At 41.6% G+C, this 20,633-nt stretch carries 21 protein-coding genes; 17 read left to right on the top strand and 4 right to left on the bottom strand.

All coding sequences use genetic code 11. The annotated features are described in order from the left end of the window. The 16 genes from Q5866_RS19115 to Q5866_RS19040 form a co-directional block, all read left to right on the top strand. Positions 1–252, top strand: a 252-nt coding sequence (locus Q5866_RS19115; RefSeq protein ID WP_303181904.1) for a hypothetical protein, incomplete at its 5' end; no start/stop codon positions are given. Beyond that, positions 240–578 (top strand): head-tail adaptor protein, encoded by a 339-nt coding sequence (locus Q5866_RS19110; protein WP_303181903.1) that lies wholly within the window; start codon positions 240–242, stop codon positions 576–578. The genes Q5866_RS19115 and Q5866_RS19110, both read left to right, overlap by 13 nt. Next, positions 565–1,041: a hypothetical protein gene (locus Q5866_RS19105; RefSeq protein WP_303181901.1), complete on the top strand. Its 477-nt coding sequence runs from the start codon at positions 565–567 to the stop codon at positions 1,039–1,041. Before Q5866_RS19110 ends, Q5866_RS19105 begins: the two co-directional genes overlap by 14 nt. Then, positions 1,029–1,376: a hypothetical protein gene (locus Q5866_RS19100; RefSeq protein WP_303181899.1), complete on the top strand. Its 348-nt coding sequence runs from the start codon at positions 1,029–1,031 to the stop codon at positions 1,374–1,376. Before Q5866_RS19105 ends, Q5866_RS19100 begins: the two co-directional genes overlap by 13 nt. 1 nt (position 1,377) lies before the next feature. Beyond that, positions 1,378–1,797, top strand: a complete 420-nt coding sequence (locus Q5866_RS19095) for a hypothetical protein (RefSeq protein WP_303181898.1) — start codon at positions 1,378–1,380, stop codon at positions 1,795–1,797. Then, positions 1,794–2,159: a hypothetical protein gene (locus Q5866_RS19090; protein ID WP_303181896.1), complete on the top strand. Its 366-nt coding sequence runs from the start codon at positions 1,794–1,796 to the stop codon at positions 2,157–2,159. Before Q5866_RS19095 ends, Q5866_RS19090 begins: the two co-directional genes overlap by 4 nt. A gap of 11 nt (positions 2,160–2,170) precedes the next feature. Next, on the top strand, positions 2,171–2,470 hold the full coding sequence (locus Q5866_RS19085; RefSeq protein ID WP_303181895.1) for a hypothetical protein: 300 nt from the start codon (positions 2,171–2,173) through the stop codon (positions 2,468–2,470). Continuing rightward, positions 2,455–4,203, top strand: a complete 1,749-nt coding sequence (locus Q5866_RS19080) for a hypothetical protein (RefSeq protein WP_303181894.1) — start codon at positions 2,455–2,457, stop codon at positions 4,201–4,203. Before Q5866_RS19085 ends, Q5866_RS19080 begins: the two co-directional genes overlap by 16 nt. Then, positions 4,200–11,588 carry a hypothetical protein gene (locus tag Q5866_RS19075; RefSeq protein ID WP_303181893.1) on the top strand — a complete coding sequence of 2,463 codons (7,389 nt, stop codon included), beginning with the start codon at positions 4,200–4,202 and terminating at the stop codon, positions 11,586–11,588. The genes Q5866_RS19080 and Q5866_RS19075 overlap by 4 nt, the downstream gene beginning before the upstream one ends. Before the next feature lie 46 nt (positions 11,589–11,634). Continuing rightward, positions 11,635–11,940 (top strand): hypothetical protein, encoded by a 306-nt coding sequence (locus Q5866_RS19070; RefSeq protein ID WP_303181892.1) that lies wholly within the window; start codon positions 11,635–11,637, stop codon positions 11,938–11,940. Positions 11,941–11,956: 16 nt separating this feature from the next. Further along, positions 11,957–12,253, top strand: coding sequence for a hypothetical protein (locus tag Q5866_RS19065; protein WP_303181890.1), 297 nt, complete (start codon positions 11,957–11,959; stop codon positions 12,251–12,253). A 121-nt stretch (positions 12,254–12,374) separates the two neighbouring features. Next, positions 12,375–12,827 carry a hypothetical protein gene (locus Q5866_RS19060; RefSeq protein WP_303181888.1) on the top strand — a complete coding sequence of 151 codons (453 nt, stop codon included), beginning with the start codon at positions 12,375–12,377 and terminating at the stop codon, positions 12,825–12,827. After that, positions 12,814–13,176, top strand: coding sequence for a D-Ala-D-Ala carboxypeptidase family metallohydrolase (locus Q5866_RS19055; protein ID WP_303181886.1), 363 nt, complete (start codon positions 12,814–12,816; stop codon positions 13,174–13,176). Before Q5866_RS19060 ends, Q5866_RS19055 begins: the two co-directional genes overlap by 14 nt. Before the next feature lie 128 nt (positions 13,177–13,304). Beyond that, entirely contained in the window at positions 13,305–13,853 is a 549-nt protein-coding gene (locus tag Q5866_RS19050; protein ID WP_303181885.1) for a hypothetical protein, read from the top strand. A 293-nt stretch (positions 13,854–14,146) separates the two neighbouring features. Continuing rightward, positions 14,147–14,566, top strand: coding sequence for a hypothetical protein (locus Q5866_RS19045; RefSeq protein WP_303181884.1), 420 nt, complete (start codon positions 14,147–14,149; stop codon positions 14,564–14,566). Positions 14,567–14,679: 113 nt separating this feature from the next. Further along, the gene (locus tag Q5866_RS19040) at positions 14,680–16,341 is read left to right on the top strand and encodes a M12 family metallopeptidase (RefSeq protein WP_303181883.1); all 1,662 of its coding nucleotides are present in this window, start codon (positions 14,680–14,682) and stop codon (positions 16,339–16,341) included. A gap of 147 nt (positions 16,342–16,488) precedes the next feature. Here the strand turns inward: Q5866_RS19040 and Q5866_RS19035 are convergent, their stop codons facing one another. Further along, positions 16,489–16,887: a hypothetical protein gene (locus tag Q5866_RS19035; RefSeq protein ID WP_303181882.1), complete on the bottom strand. Its 399-nt coding sequence runs from the start codon at positions 16,885–16,887 to the stop codon at positions 16,489–16,491. A gap of 32 nt (positions 16,888–16,919) precedes the next feature. Beyond that, positions 16,920–17,102 carry a type II toxin-antitoxin system HicA family toxin gene (locus Q5866_RS19030; protein ID WP_303181881.1) on the bottom strand — a complete coding sequence of 61 codons (183 nt, stop codon included), beginning with the start codon at positions 17,100–17,102 and terminating at the stop codon, positions 16,920–16,922. 511 nt (positions 17,103–17,613) lie between these two features. Between Q5866_RS19030 and Q5866_RS19025 the strand changes: the two genes are divergently transcribed. Continuing rightward, complete coding sequence (locus Q5866_RS19025; protein WP_303181880.1) at positions 17,614–18,237, top strand: DUF4923 family protein; 624 nt, start codon at positions 17,614–17,616, stop codon at positions 18,235–18,237. A gap of 10 nt (positions 18,238–18,247) precedes the next feature. Here Q5866_RS19025 and Q5866_RS19020 read toward each other — a convergent pair whose 3' ends face one another. Continuing rightward, positions 18,248–18,556, bottom strand: a complete 309-nt coding sequence (locus Q5866_RS19020; RefSeq protein WP_186975666.1) for a DUF3784 domain-containing protein — start codon at positions 18,554–18,556, stop codon at positions 18,248–18,250. A 12-nt stretch (positions 18,557–18,568) separates the two neighbouring features. After that, positions 18,569–20,146 carry a peptide chain release factor 3 gene (locus Q5866_RS19015; RefSeq protein ID WP_303181878.1) on the bottom strand — a complete coding sequence of 526 codons (1,578 nt, stop codon included), beginning with the start codon at positions 20,144–20,146 and terminating at the stop codon, positions 18,569–18,571. Between the last annotated feature and the right edge of the window lie 487 nt (positions 20,147–20,633).

The following is a 20,633-nucleotide window of genomic DNA, read 5'->3' as shown; positions in this document are numbered from 1 at the left end:
GCGGAGGTTCGCGTGGACGGAAAGATCGTCGAGGGTGTGGACGTGGAGGGAAGTAAAATTATATTACCCGACATGAAAGGCGAAACGGTGGAAATGACCATCCAAACGGGATACAATCTATTGCCTTACGATATTCGTGCGGCTATCCTGTTAATGGCGGGAAAGTTGTTTGACAACCCGTCGGATAGCGTGGAGAATTTGCCTAAGGCATCTACTAACTTGTTAAAACACTATCGAAGATGGGAACTGTGAATATCGGTGCGTTCAGACATAAGATTACTTTTTTGAAGGCGATAAATCGCAAAGGGAATGTTTCGCAATTACAAAAAACGTACGTGCCAGTTTCTTCTGTCTTTGCGGATGTACAAGTACAACCTACGATAGAATCCGTGATTGAAGGGAATTTAGTATTTCTTGAAAAAATTCACGTGGTCGCTTACTCTTCACGAGAAATAAACACGAATTGTGTTATCCGGTGGGATGGTTCCGAGTATAATGTAACAAGTGTAATACATGATCGAGTGAAGCCATTCATGGAGTTGGATGCAATAAAAATGTTGACGAATGAAAGCAATTGATAAAATTTCGGTTGAAGGTGTGAGGGAGGTTCTGGAGTTATTGTATGACTATCCCAAAGAAATAGACAAGATCGCTAAATCTGCATTGAGAAAAGCTGTTGCGCCCTTGGTTCGGGATGTGAAAAGAGCGAACCCTATAAAAGGGGTCAAGATAAGCGTTAAGTCTTTAAAGAGTTTTAATCCCGGTTTGAAGTACGGGTATTTCGGGGAAGTGGGTGGTAATAACAGGTTGGAAGTATCACCTTGGTTTAAAGCTTATTGGAAAAATTATGGAACGATGTCAAGAAGATATCCGGGACATAAATTTTTAACAGGGGTGAAAGGACGTGGTCGAGGTAAGGGGGTGCGCCCTAGGCTCTTTTTTGAAAATGCTGTTGAAGGAAAGGAAAATGAGGTGTATGACAGATTCGAGAAGTTTTTAATTGAAGGAGTGAATAAATTCTTGGCACAATGGAAACGATGACAGATATAGAGCAAGTTTTAAGTAATCTTTTTGAAGGTGTTGTTAATGCTTATAACATCGAGGCAAACGTGAGTGAGTTACCTTACGCCGTTTTTTCTGTCGGTACTACCCCTCGTTCAACGAAAGAGGGAATATATCGATACGATCACAATGTTGATATTAGTATTGTTGCCGGGAGTTTTGACAAGTGTAAAAGTATTACGAGTGAGGTCGTGAAAAAACTGTTGGATTTGAGGGGTGATGATTTGACCGTGACAAATTTGGCAGAATCTGGAGAAGGGGATAGCGACATACATGTGAATAAAATAGAGTGTTTAATTATTGAATTAGTGTAACATGGGAAAGAAAATACTTGGTTATAATATAACCTTAAAAGTGGGAGAGAAAGTATTTGCCGCAACCACGAGTAACTCGTTTGATATTACCCCGAACGTGAAGGAGTCGCAAACGAAAGATGATTTGGGAACCAAGAACAAGACGGTGTCCGGGTATGAATATAGTTTTGGTGTTGATGCCGTGGTAGAGTTGACAGAGGAAGGGGAACAAGCTTCTCGCATCGGGCGTGATGAAGCGGTTGAAATGACCCTGCTCGGGGAACCGATCGACTTCGTGTATTCCGTGAAGGGTGGCAAATCTTACAAGGGGAAAGCGATTATTTCGGCTTTTTCCGAGAAGTCTGATTCCGAGAACGAGGCCACGATCTCGTTGACATTGCAAGGTGTTTCAAAATTAACCCCAGTAGAACCCGCGGCATGAAAAACAATTACTTGTTAGTGGGAGGTAAAAAGGTTCGTGTCGAGATGAACTGGAATGCCATGATGTCTTTCTGTGACGAGAAAGGCATAGATGATCTTTCAAAGATAGGGGATGCCGGGAGTTTGACAACCCGAGATTTGCTGTCAATCATGCATGCCGCTATAAAAGAAGGGGAGCGAATGGACGGGAATGGTTTTGATTTGACGAAAGAGCAATTGTCTGAACGTCTTCGCCCCTCGGATATTTCCCGGTTCATGGAAATATACAAGGAGCAATGCGGGGTGAATGAAGATGACAGTAACCCGGGAAGTGGGAGCGTAAAAAAAAAGAGTGTATTCCGGCGACTTATTTCAAGGGGATAGCGCTCGGGCAAATGAACATGAAAGTGGTGGAGTTTGAAGAAATGCGGCTTGGAGATTTCTTTCTAAAACTTCACTACTTCATGAAAGCTAAAGAGGAAAAGATGATCTTAAACTCTAATTTGGTTCGTTTACAGACAATGGAATTGTTAAACGTGCAAATAGACCCTAAATACCGGATAAAAAATCCTCTTGATTTATGGCGATTCCCATGGGAGGCGATAGAGGAAAGCGAAATAGAGATACCCGATTTGGAAAACGAGCGTGTGAAACGAGATTTAAAAGATTTGTATAATGTATGGCAAAAGGATTGAATTTAAAGGCACTATTCACGGCAGACACGAAAGGCGTGAAGAAAGGAGCCAAGGAGGCACAAGAAGCTATTTCTAATTTTGAGGGGAAGGCTTCCGGGGTATTGGATGAATTTACTTCCTTGTTCGGTACTTCAATGGGACAAATTGGCGAGAGCATGAGGACTTTCAAGGGTGGTTTGTTGTTGATGGAGAAAGGGATGCAAAGTTCTGCCAAGGGGGCGGGAGGATTTGCCCAGTCTTTGAAATTATTAAGAGTAGCGTTAATCTCGACAGGAATCGGGGCTATTGTGGTGGCGTTGGGTTCTTTGGTCGCTTATTTCACGAAGACGCAAGCTGGGGCGGATAAACTTCGTCAATTCCTTCAACCCTTGAAAACAGTATTGCAGGTTTTAGGGGATACCGTGGCTGCCCTAGGGGGAAAAATATTTGACGCTTTCTCAAACCCGAAACAGGCGATAAAGGATTTGTGGGAGTTTATAAAATCGCAATTCCTGAATCGATTAATGGGGATGGTTGATATTTTTAAATATTTTGGGAAATCTGTTTATTCTGCAATAACGTTTGATAAAAAAGGATTTATTGAAGATACAAAAGCATTAGTTTCTTCGGTTACACAAGTTATTACGGGATTTGATAAAGATCAACAAAATAGTATCTCAAATTCTGTCAAAGGATATATGGAAAAACTCGGTGTTACTTATGAACAGGCTCAGAAACTCGAAAAACGTCGGCAGGTACTTGAAAAACAAAGAATAGCATTTATAAAAGAAGAAACTGATCTGCAAAATAAATTGGCTGATTTACGGCTGAAAACAGAGGATAAGGAAAAATATTCAGCGATGCAACGTTATCTGTTTAACCAAAAAGCGATGGCAGTACTTGATTTGCTCGGGCAGAAAAGAAATGCCTTGGCAAAAGAAGAGTATAACATAATGGTTGAGCAAAATGCCCTTGCGGAGAATATGAACAAAGATTACGAGGAAGAAAATAATCTTTACAAGGCGATGGTCGAAACGCAAACACAGGTACTCACCCAGAAAAAGGAGATGGTTGCTAAAAATAAAGAACTGATTAATCAAGCGAAGACGTTGGATGGTGCGATTATAAAAAACTTGGAAAAGAATCAACAACAAGCGAAGCAATCCGGGAAACAAAAGATTATTCCGTTGACATATAAAATAGAACTCGCTCGTGTAGAAACAAAAACTTTACAACAGTTTATTACAGATTATTCGGCTTTTGATAAAGAGATTATTGATTTATCAGATTCAATACGATGTGCCTTTGCGGATATTGCGTTTGGTTTTGGAGAAAGTATAGGGCAATTAATGGCAGGAACTGGAAACTTGAACGGTTTTGCGAAATTGGTAGCGACAGTTTTTGCAGATATGGCAATACAAGTGGGCAAAATAGCGATCGGGGTTGGAATGGCGACCGAGGCAATAAAAGAATCACTTGTAAGTTTAGGAGGGGTTGGAGCGATTGCGGCGGGAGTCGCCTTGGTCGCTCTTGGTACCGCTGCTAAAGCTGCTCTCGGTAAAGTCGCTTCTGGTGGAGGAACTTCGGGTAGTTCTTCCAGTTATTCAAATTCTATAGATGTGCGGACCAATCGGAACGAGGAAAGAAGTTCAAGAGAAGTTAATTTGAACGTGTCCGGCGAGTTTAAATTACAGGGGAATACCCTTGTTGCAGCGATAAACAAGGAAAATAGACGTAAAAATTTAACTACATGAGCATGTACGGGATAAGATATATACTAGGGTTTAGCTCGGAAAAATATAATCACGATTACCGGATTCTAGTAAAAGAGAAGGACTATACCGGAGGCGTGGAGAACAAGGCTCTCGGTAGTGCGCCAATACTTCGACAGGATGATTCTGATTCGGGAATTTCGGGAACATCTTTGGAACTTGTGATTCAGGCGGACGTGGACGGCGAATTGACATCGTTGTATACGGTGGATAATAAAAAATTTCTGGTGGAATTATACCGGGGTGACATGTTGCTCTGGTGTGGTTATGTTTTGCCGGAGCAATACAGCGAGCCTTATATTTCAGTCCCGTATGACGTTTCTGTGACCGCTTCCGACGGGTTAGGAATCCTGAAGGATATTCCGTTTGCTTTAACTGGAGAGAGAACACTGTTTGACGTTATAAAGTATTGTTGCGATCAAACGTCCATTCTCCTTGATTTTGAATTCGTGTCTTCTTTGCGAGAATCAAGCATGAGCGAGAATGACGTGATGCAAGTGCAAACGAAACTTGATGTCGCTATTTTCTCGGGTAAAACTTGCTACGAGGTTCTTGAATCTTGCATGATAAGTTTAGATTCGTTTATAACGCAATCTGAAAACAGGTGGTGCGTGGCCAAATACACGGATTTGGATAAAAAAAGCCTGATCTATAGTAATACCGGGGTAAAAAAGGGCGAACGATACTTGGATGTCGGGATTCTAGGATCGATCGAGAATGACTTTTACCCGATTGGGAACCTTGAAAAAGAGATATTACCTGCTTATAAAAGCACGAAACTTTCATATGATTACGGGAAGAAAGTATCTTTTCTCTCGAATTATAATTTTTCGAGCGAGTTGGATTGTTGGGAATATACCATGACACAACGTCCAACCCGGGTTCGTCACGCTTATTACGATGGAGAAGGGTTTGTACGTATTCTGGGACGGTCAGCGATCGGGGGAACCGCGGAAGAACCGAGTTATATACGGCAGACCGTGAACGTGGAGAAAACGGATAAATCATTAACGTTTATAATTTCTCATGCGATGGGAATGGGTATCCCGGAGGGTAACGGAGAATTTAATATTAAAATAAAACTTGTCGGGAACACGAGGACTTATTACTTGACAAAATCGGGTTGGAGAACGGTGGAGGACTGTATTGTAGTGTCATCGCATTATCAAGGACAACATATAATGGATGAAACAGACATGACCCGGGTGGATAATTACACTGAATTTAAAATATTATCAAACGGGTTTCCCGAAACGGGAAATTTGACAATTCAGATTGAAAACCCGGTCGTGATAACAGATTTCAGGCTTTATATAAATAAAGTAATAGTCACGAATGATTTGCCGACGGGGATAGATGTTGACGTGAACTTGAATTCCAACGCTTCAACTTCTTACGATTCTGTTGATATTGCTTTCGGGGATACACCAGTCGTCGCTAATGCCAAAAAACTATTTAGCGGAATTCTTTGGAATGATAATGGTTTTACGCGGACATGGACGAACGGGAATAAAACAGATTCTTTTTTTTACACTGTATTAAAATGTTTGTGTAGCCGGATTGGTTTTCCCCGGCAACAACTTTCTGGAACAATTCAAGGAAAGTATTTACGGACATTCATGTTAGCGAGGGATAAATACAGCAACTTGCTATTTCATGTGAAGGAAGCCTCGCTAAATTTGTTGACAGACGAGATGGATTGTACTTTAGAGCAGTTTATGCCTTATAGCGAACTGTCCGGGGAAACATCCGAATCGGCTAGAGCGACAGGAAACAGTAGCGAGTACCGTAGTAGCGGGGATAACGAGGTACGTGTTTACCAGAGCGGATCGGGAGTCCCGATGCGAATAAAAGACCTTTCACCTACCGAATTGCAACCGGATAGCGTTATAGAGGTTGATTGCAATAACGCTCCAAAATCCGGCAAAGCGACCTTGCTGAAACTGTTGGAATTTATCCTATCAACAGGGGGTGTTTGGACGAAAGAGGAATTGCAAGTAGTCGAGGGGTATATCTTGTACCTTGGCAAGAAGATCAAGGCGGGGGATTCGGATTTGTGGGAGGGACACGATTTTGATGATTATTTAGATCAAGAGGTGAAGAGAAATTCGGCTGTAATATTCAAGAGCATAACTTCCACGGGTTTTGAAACCAAGGTAAAAGGATGGATAATAGACGCCATGGGTGATACGGAGTTCCGTAAACTAATCCTTCGGGAAGGTTTCAAAACGGCGGATTTCATTCCCGGGGTTGTCGGTTCTGGTACAGGCATGGTCGGGACGGAAGATTTCACTACCGGGAAATTGACGGTACGGAATTACATGGAGGTGATGGCACTTGCCGTGGCGCGGGTATTCTGGCGTGGAGGTCGGGACGTGCATTCTCCATCAGGGATGAAGGTCAACAAGGTAGAGGAATATGACGATTACTGGCGTTGTTACATGGAAACCTCCGAGGGACAAAAGAATACTTGCACGGTGGGGGCTCAGATGCGTTGTAACAAGTACGGGGATGGCAAGGAAAAATATTACTGGAACCTTGTAACGGGTATCGGGAAGGATTATATAGACTTGTCGAAGACAGACCGTGATGGTGTTGACGTGCCGGAGGTGGGGGATGAACTGGCGCAGTTCGGGCACCGTACAGACCCGAATCTCTCTTGGATACTTGTTATTTCATCCATGATGGAAGACGCCGGGATGACGATGTACGCTGGCGTGAATAGTTACACGCTATCGGGGAAATGGGCTATTAGCGTGGGTAAAGACCCGAACGGGAGTAACCGGGTGGGTGTATTCACGAAAAACGGGGAGTTCTCTGATGTTATCGAGGGGTTGGAGGATAAGGTGGACAACCTTCAAATAGGCTCTGTCAACCTGATATCCCGTAAAATGATGCTCGCTTGGAACGAGAAGAATAAAGATATTGCAGTGTGGGGACAGGATAGTGACGGGGTATACTTGAACGTGAATCCTATCCCATTAAGAAATTATATATCGGAAGGAACTAATTATAAAGATGTATTTTTAGGAGAGGGTAATTATAAGCCGAACACGCAGTACGTTTTTTCTATCGAGTGGAAAACAGCAACAACAGAAGAGAATCGTAAAAATGGCTTGTATTTATATGTTATCTACACAGATGGAAGTTATGAACTGTTTTTTGAAGCAAATAATCAACAAACGAGCAAAAAACGCTCGGATTATATAACCACGAAAGGCAAAACGATACAAAAGATTTCCTCCGGTTATGGATATAATATCAATTGCCTTATCTACTCCATCGGCTTAATCGAGGGTAACAAAATCCCCGCCGACATCCCCGTTGCCACGGAAGACCTAACCGGACAGAGTAACGTTAATCTGGTGGACGGGGGGAAAGAGTTCACGGTAACGGCAGGAGCCAATGGTAATTACGTGCACAAAACATTGATTGTCCCGTTGTTGAAACCGAACACGGTTTATCATGTTTCATTTAAGGCGGAGAATTTGGTGGGTACTCCTGATAAGTACTCCGCGGTATTATATAATAATGAAATTACATCACCATTATCTACAAGAGCTGATAGCAATAATGGAGGGATATTAATAACAAAAAACAATTTTACAGAAGGCAAGTATGTATTATTGTTGTATGCTGGAGTCGCTGGCAGTTGTGCTGGTAATTCCGTAAAATTTACTGAAGTGATGCTTGTCGAGGGCTTCACCCCTCCCTCTTCTTATTCACCCTCTCCCGGTGACGTGGCGAAGGATATTAAGGACGTGAATGATGCCGTGACGAACTTGAATACCACGATTAACGGGGCTTTCAAGGATGGGATTATTGACGAGGCGGAGGCGAAGGCGATAGCGTCGAACATTAACATCTTGAACGCGGAAAAAGCGGATATAGATAACGCCTACACGCCGTTGTACAATAGTCCCTACTTGTTATCCGGTACCACGGCGGCAAATAATTTGAACAATGCCAAAACGGCGTATAACACGGCTCATGCCAACTTGATATCCGCGATCAACACGGCTATAGCGGACAAGAAAGTAACGTCAACGGAGAAAGCGAACGTGGACGCAAAATTCACGGCTTATAACTCGGCTCTTGGCACGTACAAAAAGAGAGTAGAGGAAGCGAATAAAGCTATTCAAGACCGGATTAAAGCGTTGGCGGAACAGGACGCCACGAACAAGGTTGACAATATTCAAGTGGGCGGCACGAATTTATTCCCTGTTTCCAAACTGAACCCCACGTCCTGCAAAGCGGGTTCTGGCAAGGAAGGTTCCGGTACAGAAATTATATTCAAGTGTAACACCCCTCAAGCTTGGGCGATAATTCCAGTTTCCATACCAACCCCCGTTGTACCGACGAACACGGATTTTATCATTTCCATGGACATAAGGAATACCAACGGGTTCGGTTTCGAGGTAACGGCAACGAGTGGTACACCGACGATTTTTGGCAAAATAAATTTTGAAAACACTACAAGCACGTGGAAACGAATTAGCAAACGGTATAATAGTGGGGATAAAAATAATATAGGGGGTATAAACTTGTGGGGAGTCGGTGATGTTCGACATATAAAGATAGAAATCGGTAATAAGGCGACAGACTGGAGTCCCGCCCCGGAAGATGTGGAAGCGGATATCCAAATCGGGATTAGGAACTTATTTTTGAATTCTGGTAAAGAGGTTAAGAATGGCTCGTATAATGTCGTTAATTATGCAACTTCTATTGATCTGGTTACTGGCGAGAAATACACGTTAGTATTAAGAGGGACAACGACAGGAGGGCAACAATTAGGAATGTGGGTTAATAGTGGTAATGGTAAGGTTGTCTTGTTAAAGGCAAACATGAATGACGAGGTCGTGTTCGCGCATGTTACCCTACCAACCATAAACGAAAGTTACAAGAGAAAAATAGATTTTTATAACTACCCTAGTTCAGGTGCAACAGCCAACCCGGCAACGATAAAATGGGCTTGTCTTTACGAGGGACATATAAAACCACCTTTAGATTGGGTACAAGCCCCGGAAGACATAGACAAAGCGATTCAGAACGCCATAGCCAAAACGGTGGATATCACGGCACCCTCGCAAGTGTTTAAATACGGTGCCGGGTACACGGGTACTCCAACCCCGGCAAGCATCGTGTTGACAGCTATCCCGAGGAATTTCACGCCGACGTCGTACCAGTGGCAATATTTAAACGGCAGCACGTGGACGAACATAAGCGGGGCGACAAGCTCTACTTATTCCGTTGCACCGGGTAATACCACGTTGTTCCCTTCCGGGGTTTACACGAGAACGTTTAGATGTATGTGTAACGGGGACGAAAAACTATCGGATAATTTCACGCTTGCCAAGTTAGCGGATGGTGCAACGGGAGCACAAGGAAAAGACGCTTGTACCGTGTTGCTAACCAACGAGGCGCACACGGTAGCTTGCGATGCTAACGGGAATCCTCTATCGGGAGAATTGGCGAAGGCGAAAACGAAGATAACTGCCTACAAGGGGACTTCTAAATTAGCGGCAGTTCATTCCGGGGCAACGGCAGGGCAATTCTATGTTGTTAGTTTGACAAGTGTTGGCGGGGCATTTCAATTAAATGGTAATGACGAGATAACATGTACAGCCATGAACGCGGACACGGCGTCATACACTTGTAAAGTTTATCTCGAATCCACTTCTTTCTATGTCGAGAAAACGTTTGTCGTGACGAAAGCGAAGACGGGTGCAACAGGGCAGCCCGGCGAGTCCATTAACGGGAAGATGCTTTACAAAGACCCGGAATTTAAACTAGGAATGAATGGCGTGTCAAGATACGCTAATACATCTGGCGATATTCTTGCCAAGCTGACACTAGAAAGGATCGCCAAGCCATCGGATGCCCCGACACAATCCGGTTACTGCCTGAAAGTCACGTGTAAAGCAGCTCAAAAACCCGGGTATGGAGGAGTTGTACAATCAATTCAATCCCGGGCAAATGCCGTGTTTATACAAAAAATTATCGCCAAGATACCCGTTGGTTACAAAATAAACGCGACTTCCAATAGCATGGGAACAGGCTACACCGACACGTGGTTGACACCCACTGCCGGAACCGGGAAATACACGACGTACCTTCGTAAGACTGTCTGCGGGACAACTGGAACTTTTAGTAGCGGTGGACACGTGTTTATAACCGGTAATCCCGCGCCTTCCGAACCCGTGCCGTTGGAATGGTATATCGCTTCCATGACGGCGTTCGACCAAACGGCGGACGGGTACGCGGACATAGAGATTGTCACGAAAGATTCTTTCGCGGCCCAGCTTGGGTTCACCAACTTCGAGGCGTTGAAGGCGAACGCTGTAACCAAGGGACCACTTGTAAAGGCAGGAATGATAAACACGGCATTGCTCACGGCGGATGCCTTGATCGCGGTTGATGGTTTTATAGACAAGTTAAAAACTAATATTTTGACAGCCAACGCCATCAAGGCGAACATGATTTCAATCCCCGGTTTTACATTCAAGGAAAACAATATAATCGGCGGTAGCGATTTTGGTGTAGGCGGTGGCGTGAAAATTGTTTCCACGACAGCGGAGAGGTCATTTAAAGCTTACAAGGATGCCTCGCATTACGTGGAGATGTTTTACCGTAACGCAAGCGATTGGGGGCTAAAAGGGGTTGATGGCAATCCCGTGTTCCAACTGGGAAGCACGAACAAGATAGGACCGTTCACGATAGAGAAAGAAATTTTAAACGCCAAGAACCCGCTCGTGCTTGATAACGGTTATGAATACGATGGCGGGCTGATATTAGCCAAGAATCATATTTACTTCAAGTACGCGATGGGTTCTATTTACCAGCAATCCGCGTATTTAGGGGTGAAAGGTGGAGCCGGTTCTAATTATGGAACAAACTCGATACTCGTGGTCGAGGGTGGTGATATGTGGCATCAGGCGGGATTATTCTATGCCTCGGATATACGGTTACGAGGGGATATGGATGTTGATTCGGGTAGCATAATCAACATGGCAAATGGCTCCGCGTTGAAATCGGGGGTAACGACTTATACCATGAATGGTACCAATCCAAGTATAACATTACGGGATGCAGACAGCAATATAATATACTTGAAAGGTTCGGGTAATAGAAAGAAGGTAAACCTGTACCCGGGAATGAAATTGGGCACATGTTTTATAATAAGCAGCGAGACCTCGTATGGTTATGATGTGCTTTGCGCTGACAACGAGAGATTTTATCGGAACGGTAACAATTATCTGGCGGTACAATCATCCGGGCAGGACTCGGTACTCGTGATGAAAGTTGATACCTACAAGTGGGCCGCTTGTCAGATGCCTGTAAACTGGCTTGGGACATGGAATCCTTGATCACAAGAAATGAATTAATATCAAACATTATACAACAAACACGAGCATGGAACTAACATTTGTAGACAGGATAGCAATTAAAAGTCTTATCCCCGAGCGGGTGAACATGATAAAAGGCATGTTGTTTCGTTCAATCGCCCAAAAAGTGAATTTCACCCCGGAAGAGGTAACGAGGCATAAACTAGAAGAAAAAGAAACTATTTTCAACAATATCCCTGAAACGATAGACGTGGTATTCGAGGAATCAGAGTTGATGGTAATGAAAGAGATAATCGACGAGATGGATAAAGAGGGAACGATTCCATTTGGGCTTATCGATTCTTATTACAAGATAAAGAACACGAACGTTTAATTTAAAAATTATAGAGATGGAAATTAATTACAAAACGGTAGCAACAACCACACCCCCGGTTATTTTGAAAGGGGTAAACGTGACATTATCGGCAGAGTACGAGAACAACGCCCCCGGTATCGTGACTTTCAGCTGCAATGGACAGTTCGTGGAAGAGAATTCACAACGTTCCGATTACTTGAATTTCAGCGGGTCTTACGATTGCGTGAATCGAACTTTTTCTTCTGTCAACGGTGGCCCGGTGTCACCCGTTTTCTTGACGTTACTGGAACAGCCAATTATGGAATTCTATAACACGATCAAGAAAGAGTGATAAAAAAGAGGGAACTTTTCCATCACGGTACTTGTTCCCTCCATACTTAGAATTTTCAATACGCGAAAATAGTGATAAATAATGCAATATTGAAAAATAATGGAACAAAAGGAGGCGTGAAATGATAGAATTTTTTGTGACAGGTGATTTTAACGTTATTCAATCGCAAGTGTACATTATACTGGCGATGTGGGCTATAATGGTTCTCGCTGTTTGTATCGACTTGTGGGCAGGTACTGATAGCGCTAAAGCCCGGGGAGAGAAGATTTATTCCGGCGGTTTGCGGAGAACTTTTTCGAAACTTGGGGATTACTGGCGGATACAAGTCATGGCCTTGATATTTGATTTGATCGGGAGCTGTATCGACTGGTACACGTTACCTTTCGCCTCGATGCTCGTGACGGCCGCTATCGTGTTAATCGAGGGACGTAGCGTGTGGGAGAACGAGAAAGCGAAGAAAAGTCAAGTGGCGAAATTACCGGATGCCATCCGGGCGATAATCCAATGTGCTGATGCCAAGACGGCAGAACAATTGTTAGAAAAACTAAAGGAGGTTACGGGTGATAACAAGTAAATATTTTTCAGAAGAGGAGTTTAACCGTTGTTCTCCCTCGTGCTCGTTACAGGACATGAAACAAACAACGATGAGCAAGCTGGATACAGCCCGGGAAATAGCGGGGATACCGTTCGTACTAACCTCGGCTTATCGTTCCCCGGGGTGGGACAAAAATAAAGGACGAAGCGGAACCGGGGCACATACTCTTGGTCAGGCGGTCGATATAAGGTGTAACACGTCGAGAAATCGGTTCTTGGTGGTAAACGCTTTGTTGAAGGCTGGGTTTCGAAGAATCGGGATTGATAAGAATTTTATTCATGCAGACGATTCTGAATCTCACGATCAAGAAGTTTTGTGGCTGTATTAAATAAAAAGCACGGGAGAAATTTAGAAGGTGTGTTGTGGTAGGATTCTCCCGTGCGAGGATCGGCGTTTTTGAACCAAATAACTTGGTTTATGAGGTTACAAATTTACTCAATTCATTGAAATGTTGAAATGAAAAAAGATCTAATTATATGCTGTATCACCAGTCTAGCGATTGGATTCTTTCTCGGGTGTTGGTCTACAGAAGAAAAAGAAATAGTTCGGTACGAGAAGGGAGAAACGATCTGGGACACGATAACTAACATAGTTCCGGATACTGTTTATTTGACAGGAAAACTAAAGTATAAGTATGTATATGTTCCGGACACAATATATAGAGATGTGCCCGTGATTGATCAGGTGGCGACGATAGCGGCGACTATGGAAGATTGGAATCGAACAAGAGAATACAAGAAATTACTTTTAGATAACGAATCCGGCAAGTTGTCTATCGTTCTCTCCGTGCAGTATAACGAATTGCAAAAACTGTCTTACTCCTTTACTCCAATACACAAGGAAAACACGATTGTAAAGAAAAGAATATTCGAGCCGTTTGTTTCTGCTTCTGTCCTAGATTTTAATTCTGTTAGCGTCGGGAGTGGGTTCTTCTATCACAATATCGGTTTTAGGATAGAATATTCGTCTAATAGCTTAAATTTCGGGATTCTATATAAGTTTTAGTTCCTGAATATAGTATAAGTGTATATTTTTATATATAATAATATATTTTTCTACATAGATACAAGTGTATTTGTGTTATATTGCTTGTTGTTAGTTTTTTAATTGTTTTAAGTGTTAAAAATATAACATATTGATTTTTCTATTAAGAAAATATTAAGAAAAATAGGAACAAATGAGGAACAATTTATTCAAGTATTCTTTTATATTTTTATGGCAAAACTCTTGTTTAAAGAAAGGAGGTTAAAGCGGCAAGGGGAGAGAAAAATTATAGTATTTCTAAAACTATTGAAAATATGGAAGATAATAAAGATAAAATTTATGAAGGACCAGAATTGACAACTGTCACTACTAATGGAATTCCCGGAATAATGGCTACAGGTTGCCTTGTACCTGTTGATCCCAAGAAGCAACAATATATGATATATAGTCCTTACACGAATCAGGACTATATTACTAGCATGGATTTAGTGGGAGATAGAACAGATGGGCCAACTCTTAGTATTACTTTTAAAAATGTGAGAAACAGGAACTTTTATGTTTTTTTGATGCAATGTACTCCTTTTTTAGCTGGAAATAAAAGAGGATTATTATCATCTGCTTGTTATGCTTATGTTGTGGGTGATTTAACTGTTAATTATGATTTTTATATCACTGACGTGTTAGGGACAAGAACGGATTTATATTATACATTCTTTTTGCCTAGTATAGAGTGAGAAGGCTTTGTTGTAGAATATTTTGATAAAATCTTAGTGAGCGAGAGAATCTCTCGCTCTATTTCTAGTGGTTTTAAACTTATTGATTACATCTGAATAAATAATTTCTAATTATGAGAATAATTTTGTTTTTATCTATAATTGTATTGATGTTTTCTTGTACAGACAACGAGAATGAATACGTGGACTCTGTAATTGAGAATAAGTCCCAGCAAGAACGAGTCGTGAAGTGTCTTGTAGATGGGGATTCTTTATACTTAACGGAAGTCGACGGATTGTTGTTTTTCGAGGGAGATATTGTTGTTGGGGAGGCAAATCTTTTATCAAGGAGTGCTAGTTTAACATTGAATAGTGAGAAATGGACGGATAATATTGTGTATTATGATTTTGATCCAAATTATACCACAAAATCGATTGTTATGGCTGCAATAGATCATTGGCAAGAATGCACACACGTCGTTTTCTTGCCAAGAAATGGTCAGAAAAATTACATCACATTCACTTCACATGCAACATTGAATAATTCTCCAATGGGGATGAAAGGTGGTCAACAACGTGTTAATTTGGCAAAAGGTGGACACAACAAGGGGACTGTGATCCATGAAATAGGTCATGCGTTAGGGCTTTACCATGAACAAACCCGAAGAGACCGTGATAATTATATTACGATACATTGGGAAAATATAGAATCTGGTAAAGATCATAATTTTGAAATCTACTCCAATGGGGTGGATTTAGGAAGTTTTGATTTTAATTCTATTATGCTATACGGTTCATACGATTTTAGTCGTAATAATAAACCGACCATGACTAAATTGGATGGAACGATATTTTATGCACAACGATATTCATTATCTCCGGGGGATATTGCTGGTATTACGCAAAGGTATCCTTTAGTTAAGATTTTTGGACGGAGTGATGTTGTCCCAATATTAGCTGATTATGATGGTGATGGACGGGTTGATTTAAGTGGGCAGACATCTGATGGTCGTTGGTTTATTGATTATATAGAAAACGGATTAGATAAGTGGGATTGGATTAGAGCAGGATATGGAGGGAAGTCTACAAGACCTGTTATTGCTGATTACGATGGTGATGGTAAAGCGGATATCTCAGAGTTTGATGATGATGGTCGTTGGTTTGTTGATTATTCCTCTAACGGGTTTGGTACGTGGGATTGGGTTGGGTATGGTTATGGAGACAAAAATTCTCATCCATTTGCTGTAGATTTTGATGGAGATGGTAAAGCAGACCTTTGTATTCATTTGAATGATGGTAGAATTTTAATTGACTATTCTGCTGATGGATACTCTGGTTGGAATTGGAGCGGGGGTGGTTATGGAGATTTCAACTCGTATATAACTTTTGCTGATTTTGACGGAGATGGAAAGGCTGATATCGCACAAAACACAAGTGATGGTCGTTGGTTTATTGATTATGCTGCAGATGGGTTGGGAGCATGGAATTGGATAAGAGGTGGTTATGGCGGAGGGCGTACGGTGCGGTCAATTATTGTAGATTATGATGGAGATGGGAAAGCGGATATAGGTCAATTTTTAGATGATGGTCGATGGTTAATTGATTATGCTGCAAATGGTTTCAGTTCTTGGGATTGGATAGGGACTGGTTATGGGGATAGTAAATCTCTTCCATTTGCTGCTGATTTTGATGGAGATGGGAAAGCTGATCTTTGTATAAAAACTACAGATGGTCATTGGTTTGTTGATTATGCTGCGAATGGCTTTGGTTCTTGGGATTTTATGGTTAACCATTAGTGTATTTGAACTTGCTTTAGGAAAAAGCGAGAGTTTACTTTCTTTTTATTAGTTTGAACATTCAATTAGGGGCGACTCTGGATAAAACACCCCGGTAGATACCTACCGGGGCTTTGCTTTTCTGATAGTATAAGCTGTCAAACAAAACTACAAAGATAAAGCAATAAGTTCACGACCTAAATTGTGTAATGCCGTTTCTATTTTCTTTACTTGCGTTGGACGAGGTTTACTTATCCCGTTAGCGTAATTCCACAATTGTTTTTTGTTGATCCCCGTTAGGCGTTCTAGGGCTGCATTTGTTAGTATGCCGGAGTAATAATTTAATAGACTTTGTGTGTCGTATTTATAGACGATCTCGTATTCTCCTTTTAATATTTCCGGCCATTGCTCTTCCGGAAGATTTTTTTTGATCAATCGTATCGCCTCTTCTACGTCTTTTCTTGCTTCTTCTACCGTGTTCCCTGCAGCATAAATGCCCTCGCAATTTTCGGCAAATGCCCCGAAATGATCTTTGCTTGCGCAGATGATAATTTCTAATTTTTCCATAATCCAGCTTTTATTGTTTAAGGTAAGGGGGATTATTTAATCCCCATCTCCCTTGCAATTTTTCTTCTTAACGATTCCGGTATTTCTTTCGCCCCGTGATAAGGAACGGGTTGTGAAAGTTTCCCGTCTTTCTCATAAAAATAGTGACTACCTTCTGCGTGTTTGAATTTCCAACCCGCCTTGATAATCTTTCTGTGAAATTCCGTGTACTTCATCTCTATGTTTGTTTGACATTTCAAAAATAGGAAATATTTCTATTATTTGCAAATAAAATAGGAAATATTTCTATTGTTTTTTCTAGCGAACTGATTAATGATTTTTCTATTGCTTGTATTTATATTATTGCATAATATTGTATTAAGATATGAATGCAGGATTTTGATACGAGTCGATAAGGGATGAAATTTAGATACATGTTTCACGAATGTTTTACGAATTGAATTATTTTATTTGTATAAATCAATGTGTATTAGTGTTATATGTGATAAATATTTTATTCATTCGTAATGCGTAGGTCTGGGGTTCGAGTCCCCAAATTGGCTCACGAAAGAGAGATTGTTTTCGAAATAAACAATCTCTCTTTTATTTTTGTATTAATTATTACTTTGGAATAATCCAAATACTGGTGTATTTTCGTGTGACAAGTAAATTTATTACATTTGTATCCGAGAAGGACGTGGAATTTTAAGTCTGGATATACTAATTTATACATATTTGCTTGTGTTTATGAAAAAAGGAAGATTATTTTTGAGCCTATTGGCTTGTTGTGTGTTACTTGGGGTAAAAAGTGGAAATGCTCAGTCGTGGAAAGATATTTTGAATTCTTCTGCGGTAAAGGATGTGGTGAATACGCTCACGGGAAACGTGATTAAGTTTTCTGATTTGCAAGGGAATTGGAATTACGTGGAACCCGCTTGTAAGATGACGAGCGATGACAAATTGAAAGAGGTGGGAGGGACGCTCATGTCTTCCGCCTTGGAAAAGAAAATCACGACGGTTTACACGAAAGCGGGCATCGTTCCCGGTAAGTTCTCGTACACGTTTAATAGTGACAGTACTTTCACGAATGTTATCGGGAAGAAGACGTTGAAGGGAACTTATTCTTTAGACGAGAAAAATAAGGTACTTGTATTGAGTTACAAGTTGGGAAATGCTTTCACCGTGAAGCGGACTGAAGTGCAACTGGCAAAATCGGGAGAGCAGATTTCGATGCTTTTTAATGTCGACGGGTTGATGAAGTTTGTTAAGGTGTTGTCGTCGATGATGAAAAAGTCCGATTCGTCTTCATCCTTGTCTTCTTTACTGGAAGGGTATGACGGGATGCTTCTGGGATTCGAGATGAAAAAATAAATTTGGAAATTTATTTGCGGAACTTTTCTCCACCTCGAGTATGTATGAGATAAAAAATAATACAGAGAGGAATACCAATGCCTCCGGTTAGGCTTAGATACGATAGATTAAAAATATCGGCGGCAAGAATAAATAACATGCAGAGAACAAGGGAAAGTATGAGTTTTCCTGTACTTTTACAAAGTGCTTTGGAATCATACTTTTCCTTTTCTTCTTTTGTCATTGTGTTATACCCGGCGATAAGGAACGCTCCTTTACCGCATAACAGTAAAATAGCGAGAATTAAAAAAATGGCAATAACACAAATCAAAACAATCATCTTTTTCTTGTTTTAAAATTCCGAGGTAAAGTGGAATATTAACTTTTTATAATTGCTTTGTGCCATTTGGAGCATGTATTGCGATTCGGCAAGAAACACGTCCCGTCCCCATTTATCCTTGGCAAGATACTGTGCTTTATGAAGCTTGAAATCTTCCAGTTCCTTGTCGTCCAATGCTTCAATCCAGCAAGCCTTGTAGAGGTTGATCGGTTCCCAGCGACAAGCCGCACTATACTCGTGAAGCAAACGATATTCGATGACTTCAAACTGAAGGGCACCCACTGTTCCGATGATCTTCCGGTTGTTGAACTGGTTGGTGAAAAGCTGGGCGACACCTTCATCCATGAGCTGGTCGATACCCTTTGCCAGTTGTTTCGATTTCATGGGGTCGGCGTTCTCGATATACTTGAATAATTCCGGCGAGAAGCTGGGTATTCCCTTGAAGTGTAGTTTCTCCCCTTCCGTGAGGGTATCACCGATTTTGAAGTTTCCCGTGTCATGCAACCCGACGATGTCACCGGGGTAAGCCTCGTCGATAATGGATTTCTTGGAAGCCATGAATGCCGTGGGCGTAGAGAATTTAAGGTTTTTACCCAGTCCCACGTGGAGGTAGTTCGTGTTGCGCTTGAACGTGCCGGAACATACTTTCACGAAGGCGATACGGTCCCGGTGGTTCGGGTCCATGTTGGCGTGGATTTTGAAGACGAAACCGGTAAATTTCTCTTCTTCCGGCGACACGATACGTTCCTCTGTTTCACGCGGGAGGGGTGTAGGTGCTATTTCGATAAAACAATCCAGCATTTCGCGGATACCGAAATTGTTCAAGGCAGAACCGAAAAACACGGGTGCCAGTTGCCCTTGCAGGTAGGCTTCCCTGTCTGCGGCGGGGTAGACTTCACGCACAAGTTCCAAATCTTCACGCAGTTTGGAGGCTGATCTTTCACCGATATGGCTATCCAGTTCATCGGAATCTATATCGTTAATTTCAATCCCGTCTTGTATGGTCTGCACGCTGGCGGAGTAAAGGCACAAGTTTTCTTTGTGTATATTGTATATACCCTTGAAGACGTCTCCGTTGCCGATAGGCCAGCTCAGAGGGGTTACCTGAATTTGAAGTTCTTTTTCTATTTCATCCAACAGGTCGAACGGGTCCTGTCCCGGGCGGTCGAGTTTGTTGATAAACACGATGACCGGGGTTTTACGCATCCGGCATACTTGCATGAGTTTGCGGGTTTGGCTCTCGACACCTTTGGCGGAGTCAATCACGATAATTACGCTGTCGCAAGCCGTCAGTACCCGGAAAGTATCTTCGGCGAAATCTTGATGGCCGGGAGTGTCAAGAATATTGATTTTAACGTCTTTGTATTCAAAACCCATAACGGATGTGGCAACCGAGATTCCTCTCTGGCGTTCTATTTCCATGAAGTCGGAAGTTGCCGTTTTCTTAATCTTGTTTGATTTTACGGCACCCGCTATATGGATAGCACCCCCGAATAACAATAGTTTTTCCGTTAATGTAGTTTTACCCGCGTCCGGGTGGCTGACAATACCGAATGTTCGTCTTTTTAAAATCTCTTCCTTGAAACCCATTTGTCTTGATGATTTTAGATTTTATTTTTGCGGGTGCAAAGATAGAAATAAATTTTAAATTTATACCCGGGGTGCGTGGGGAGATGAGGTAAGTTTCTGGCGTGTTCAATAATCTTCTTGTTATTATTTGTATTGATATAATGTATCTCGTAGTTATCAAATTTTATTCAATTTCAATTAATTTTCTATTATTCTACCTTTGGAATAGGGGATGAATAGGAGTTGAATGGGAGTTGAATAGGAGATGATATAAACCAACTACAAATGATATTTATATTTTGTATATCTTATATGGCTTATTTTAACTTAAATACCGGAGAAAAAGGATACTTGCATTCACTCGTTTGTCTCGGGAAGAGATAGGGTGCTCTTGAAGGGACGAACTTTTTGTCGTGGAATTTAACTTTTGTCTTTTAAAATCGTAGTTTTGTAAAACTAAAATGGAAGATATGGAAAAGTATATAGGAGCACACGTGAGTGCATCGGG

The organism is uncultured Butyricimonas sp., from assembly GCF_959596855.1.
Taxonomy (GTDB): domain Bacteria; phylum Bacteroidota; class Bacteroidia; order Bacteroidales; family Marinifilaceae; genus Butyricimonas; species Butyricimonas muris.
The sequence above is the reverse complement of the archived record's forward strand: the minus strand, read 5'-3'. Positions and strand labels throughout refer to the sequence as shown.

Excerpts from the sequence above, each read along its gene's own strand:
- Q5866_RS19040 (WP_303181883.1), top strand. The coding sequence starts at position 14,680 with ATGAGAATAATTTTGTTTTTATCTATAATTGTATTGATGTTTTCTTGT.
- Q5866_RS19085 (WP_303181895.1), top strand. The coding sequence starts at position 2,171 with ATGAACATGAAAGTGGTGGAGTTTGAAGAAATGCGGCTTGGAGATTTC.
- Q5866_RS19105 (WP_303181901.1), top strand. The coding sequence starts at position 565 with ATGAAAGCAATTGATAAAATTTCGGTTGAAGGTGTGAGGGAGGTTCTG.
- Q5866_RS19025 (WP_303181880.1), top strand. The coding sequence starts at position 17,614 with ATGAAAAAAGGAAGATTATTTTTGAGCCTATTGGCTTGTTGTGTGTTA.
- Q5866_RS19020 (WP_186975666.1), bottom strand. The coding sequence starts at position 18,556 with ATGATTGTTTTGATTTGTGTTATTGCCATTTTTTTAATTCTCGCTATT.
- Q5866_RS19035 (WP_303181882.1), bottom strand. The coding sequence starts at position 16,887 with ATGGAAAAATTAGAAATTATCATCTGCGCAAGCAAAGATCATTTCGGG.
- Q5866_RS19100 (WP_303181899.1), top strand. The coding sequence starts at position 1,029 with ATGGAAACGATGACAGATATAGAGCAAGTTTTAAGTAATCTTTTTGAA.
- Q5866_RS19015 (WP_303181878.1), bottom strand. The coding sequence starts at position 20,146 with ATGGGTTTCAAGGAAGAGATTTTAAAAAGACGAACATTCGGTATTGTC.
- Q5866_RS19030 (WP_303181881.1), bottom strand. The coding sequence starts at position 17,102 with ATGAAGTACACGGAATTTCACAGAAAGATTATCAAGGCGGGTTGGAAA.
- Q5866_RS19080 (WP_303181894.1), top strand. The coding sequence starts at position 2,455 with ATGGCAAAAGGATTGAATTTAAAGGCACTATTCACGGCAGACACGAAA.
- Q5866_RS19070 (WP_303181892.1), top strand. The coding sequence starts at position 11,635 with ATGGAACTAACATTTGTAGACAGGATAGCAATTAAAAGTCTTATCCCC.
- Q5866_RS19050 (WP_303181885.1), top strand. The coding sequence starts at position 13,305 with ATGAAAAAAGATCTAATTATATGCTGTATCACCAGTCTAGCGATTGGA.
- Q5866_RS19075 (WP_303181893.1), top strand. The coding sequence starts at position 4,200 with ATGAGCATGTACGGGATAAGATATATACTAGGGTTTAGCTCGGAAAAA.
- Q5866_RS19045 (WP_303181884.1), top strand. The coding sequence starts at position 14,147 with ATGGAAGATAATAAAGATAAAATTTATGAAGGACCAGAATTGACAACT.
- Q5866_RS19065 (WP_303181890.1), top strand. The coding sequence starts at position 11,957 with ATGGAAATTAATTACAAAACGGTAGCAACAACCACACCCCCGGTTATT.
- Q5866_RS19060 (WP_303181888.1), top strand. The coding sequence starts at position 12,375 with ATGATAGAATTTTTTGTGACAGGTGATTTTAACGTTATTCAATCGCAA.
- Q5866_RS19095 (WP_303181898.1), top strand. The coding sequence starts at position 1,378 with ATGGGAAAGAAAATACTTGGTTATAATATAACCTTAAAAGTGGGAGAG.
- Q5866_RS19090 (WP_303181896.1), top strand. The coding sequence starts at position 1,794 with ATGAAAAACAATTACTTGTTAGTGGGAGGTAAAAAGGTTCGTGTCGAG.
- Q5866_RS19110 (WP_303181903.1), top strand. The coding sequence starts at position 240 with ATGGGAACTGTGAATATCGGTGCGTTCAGACATAAGATTACTTTTTTG.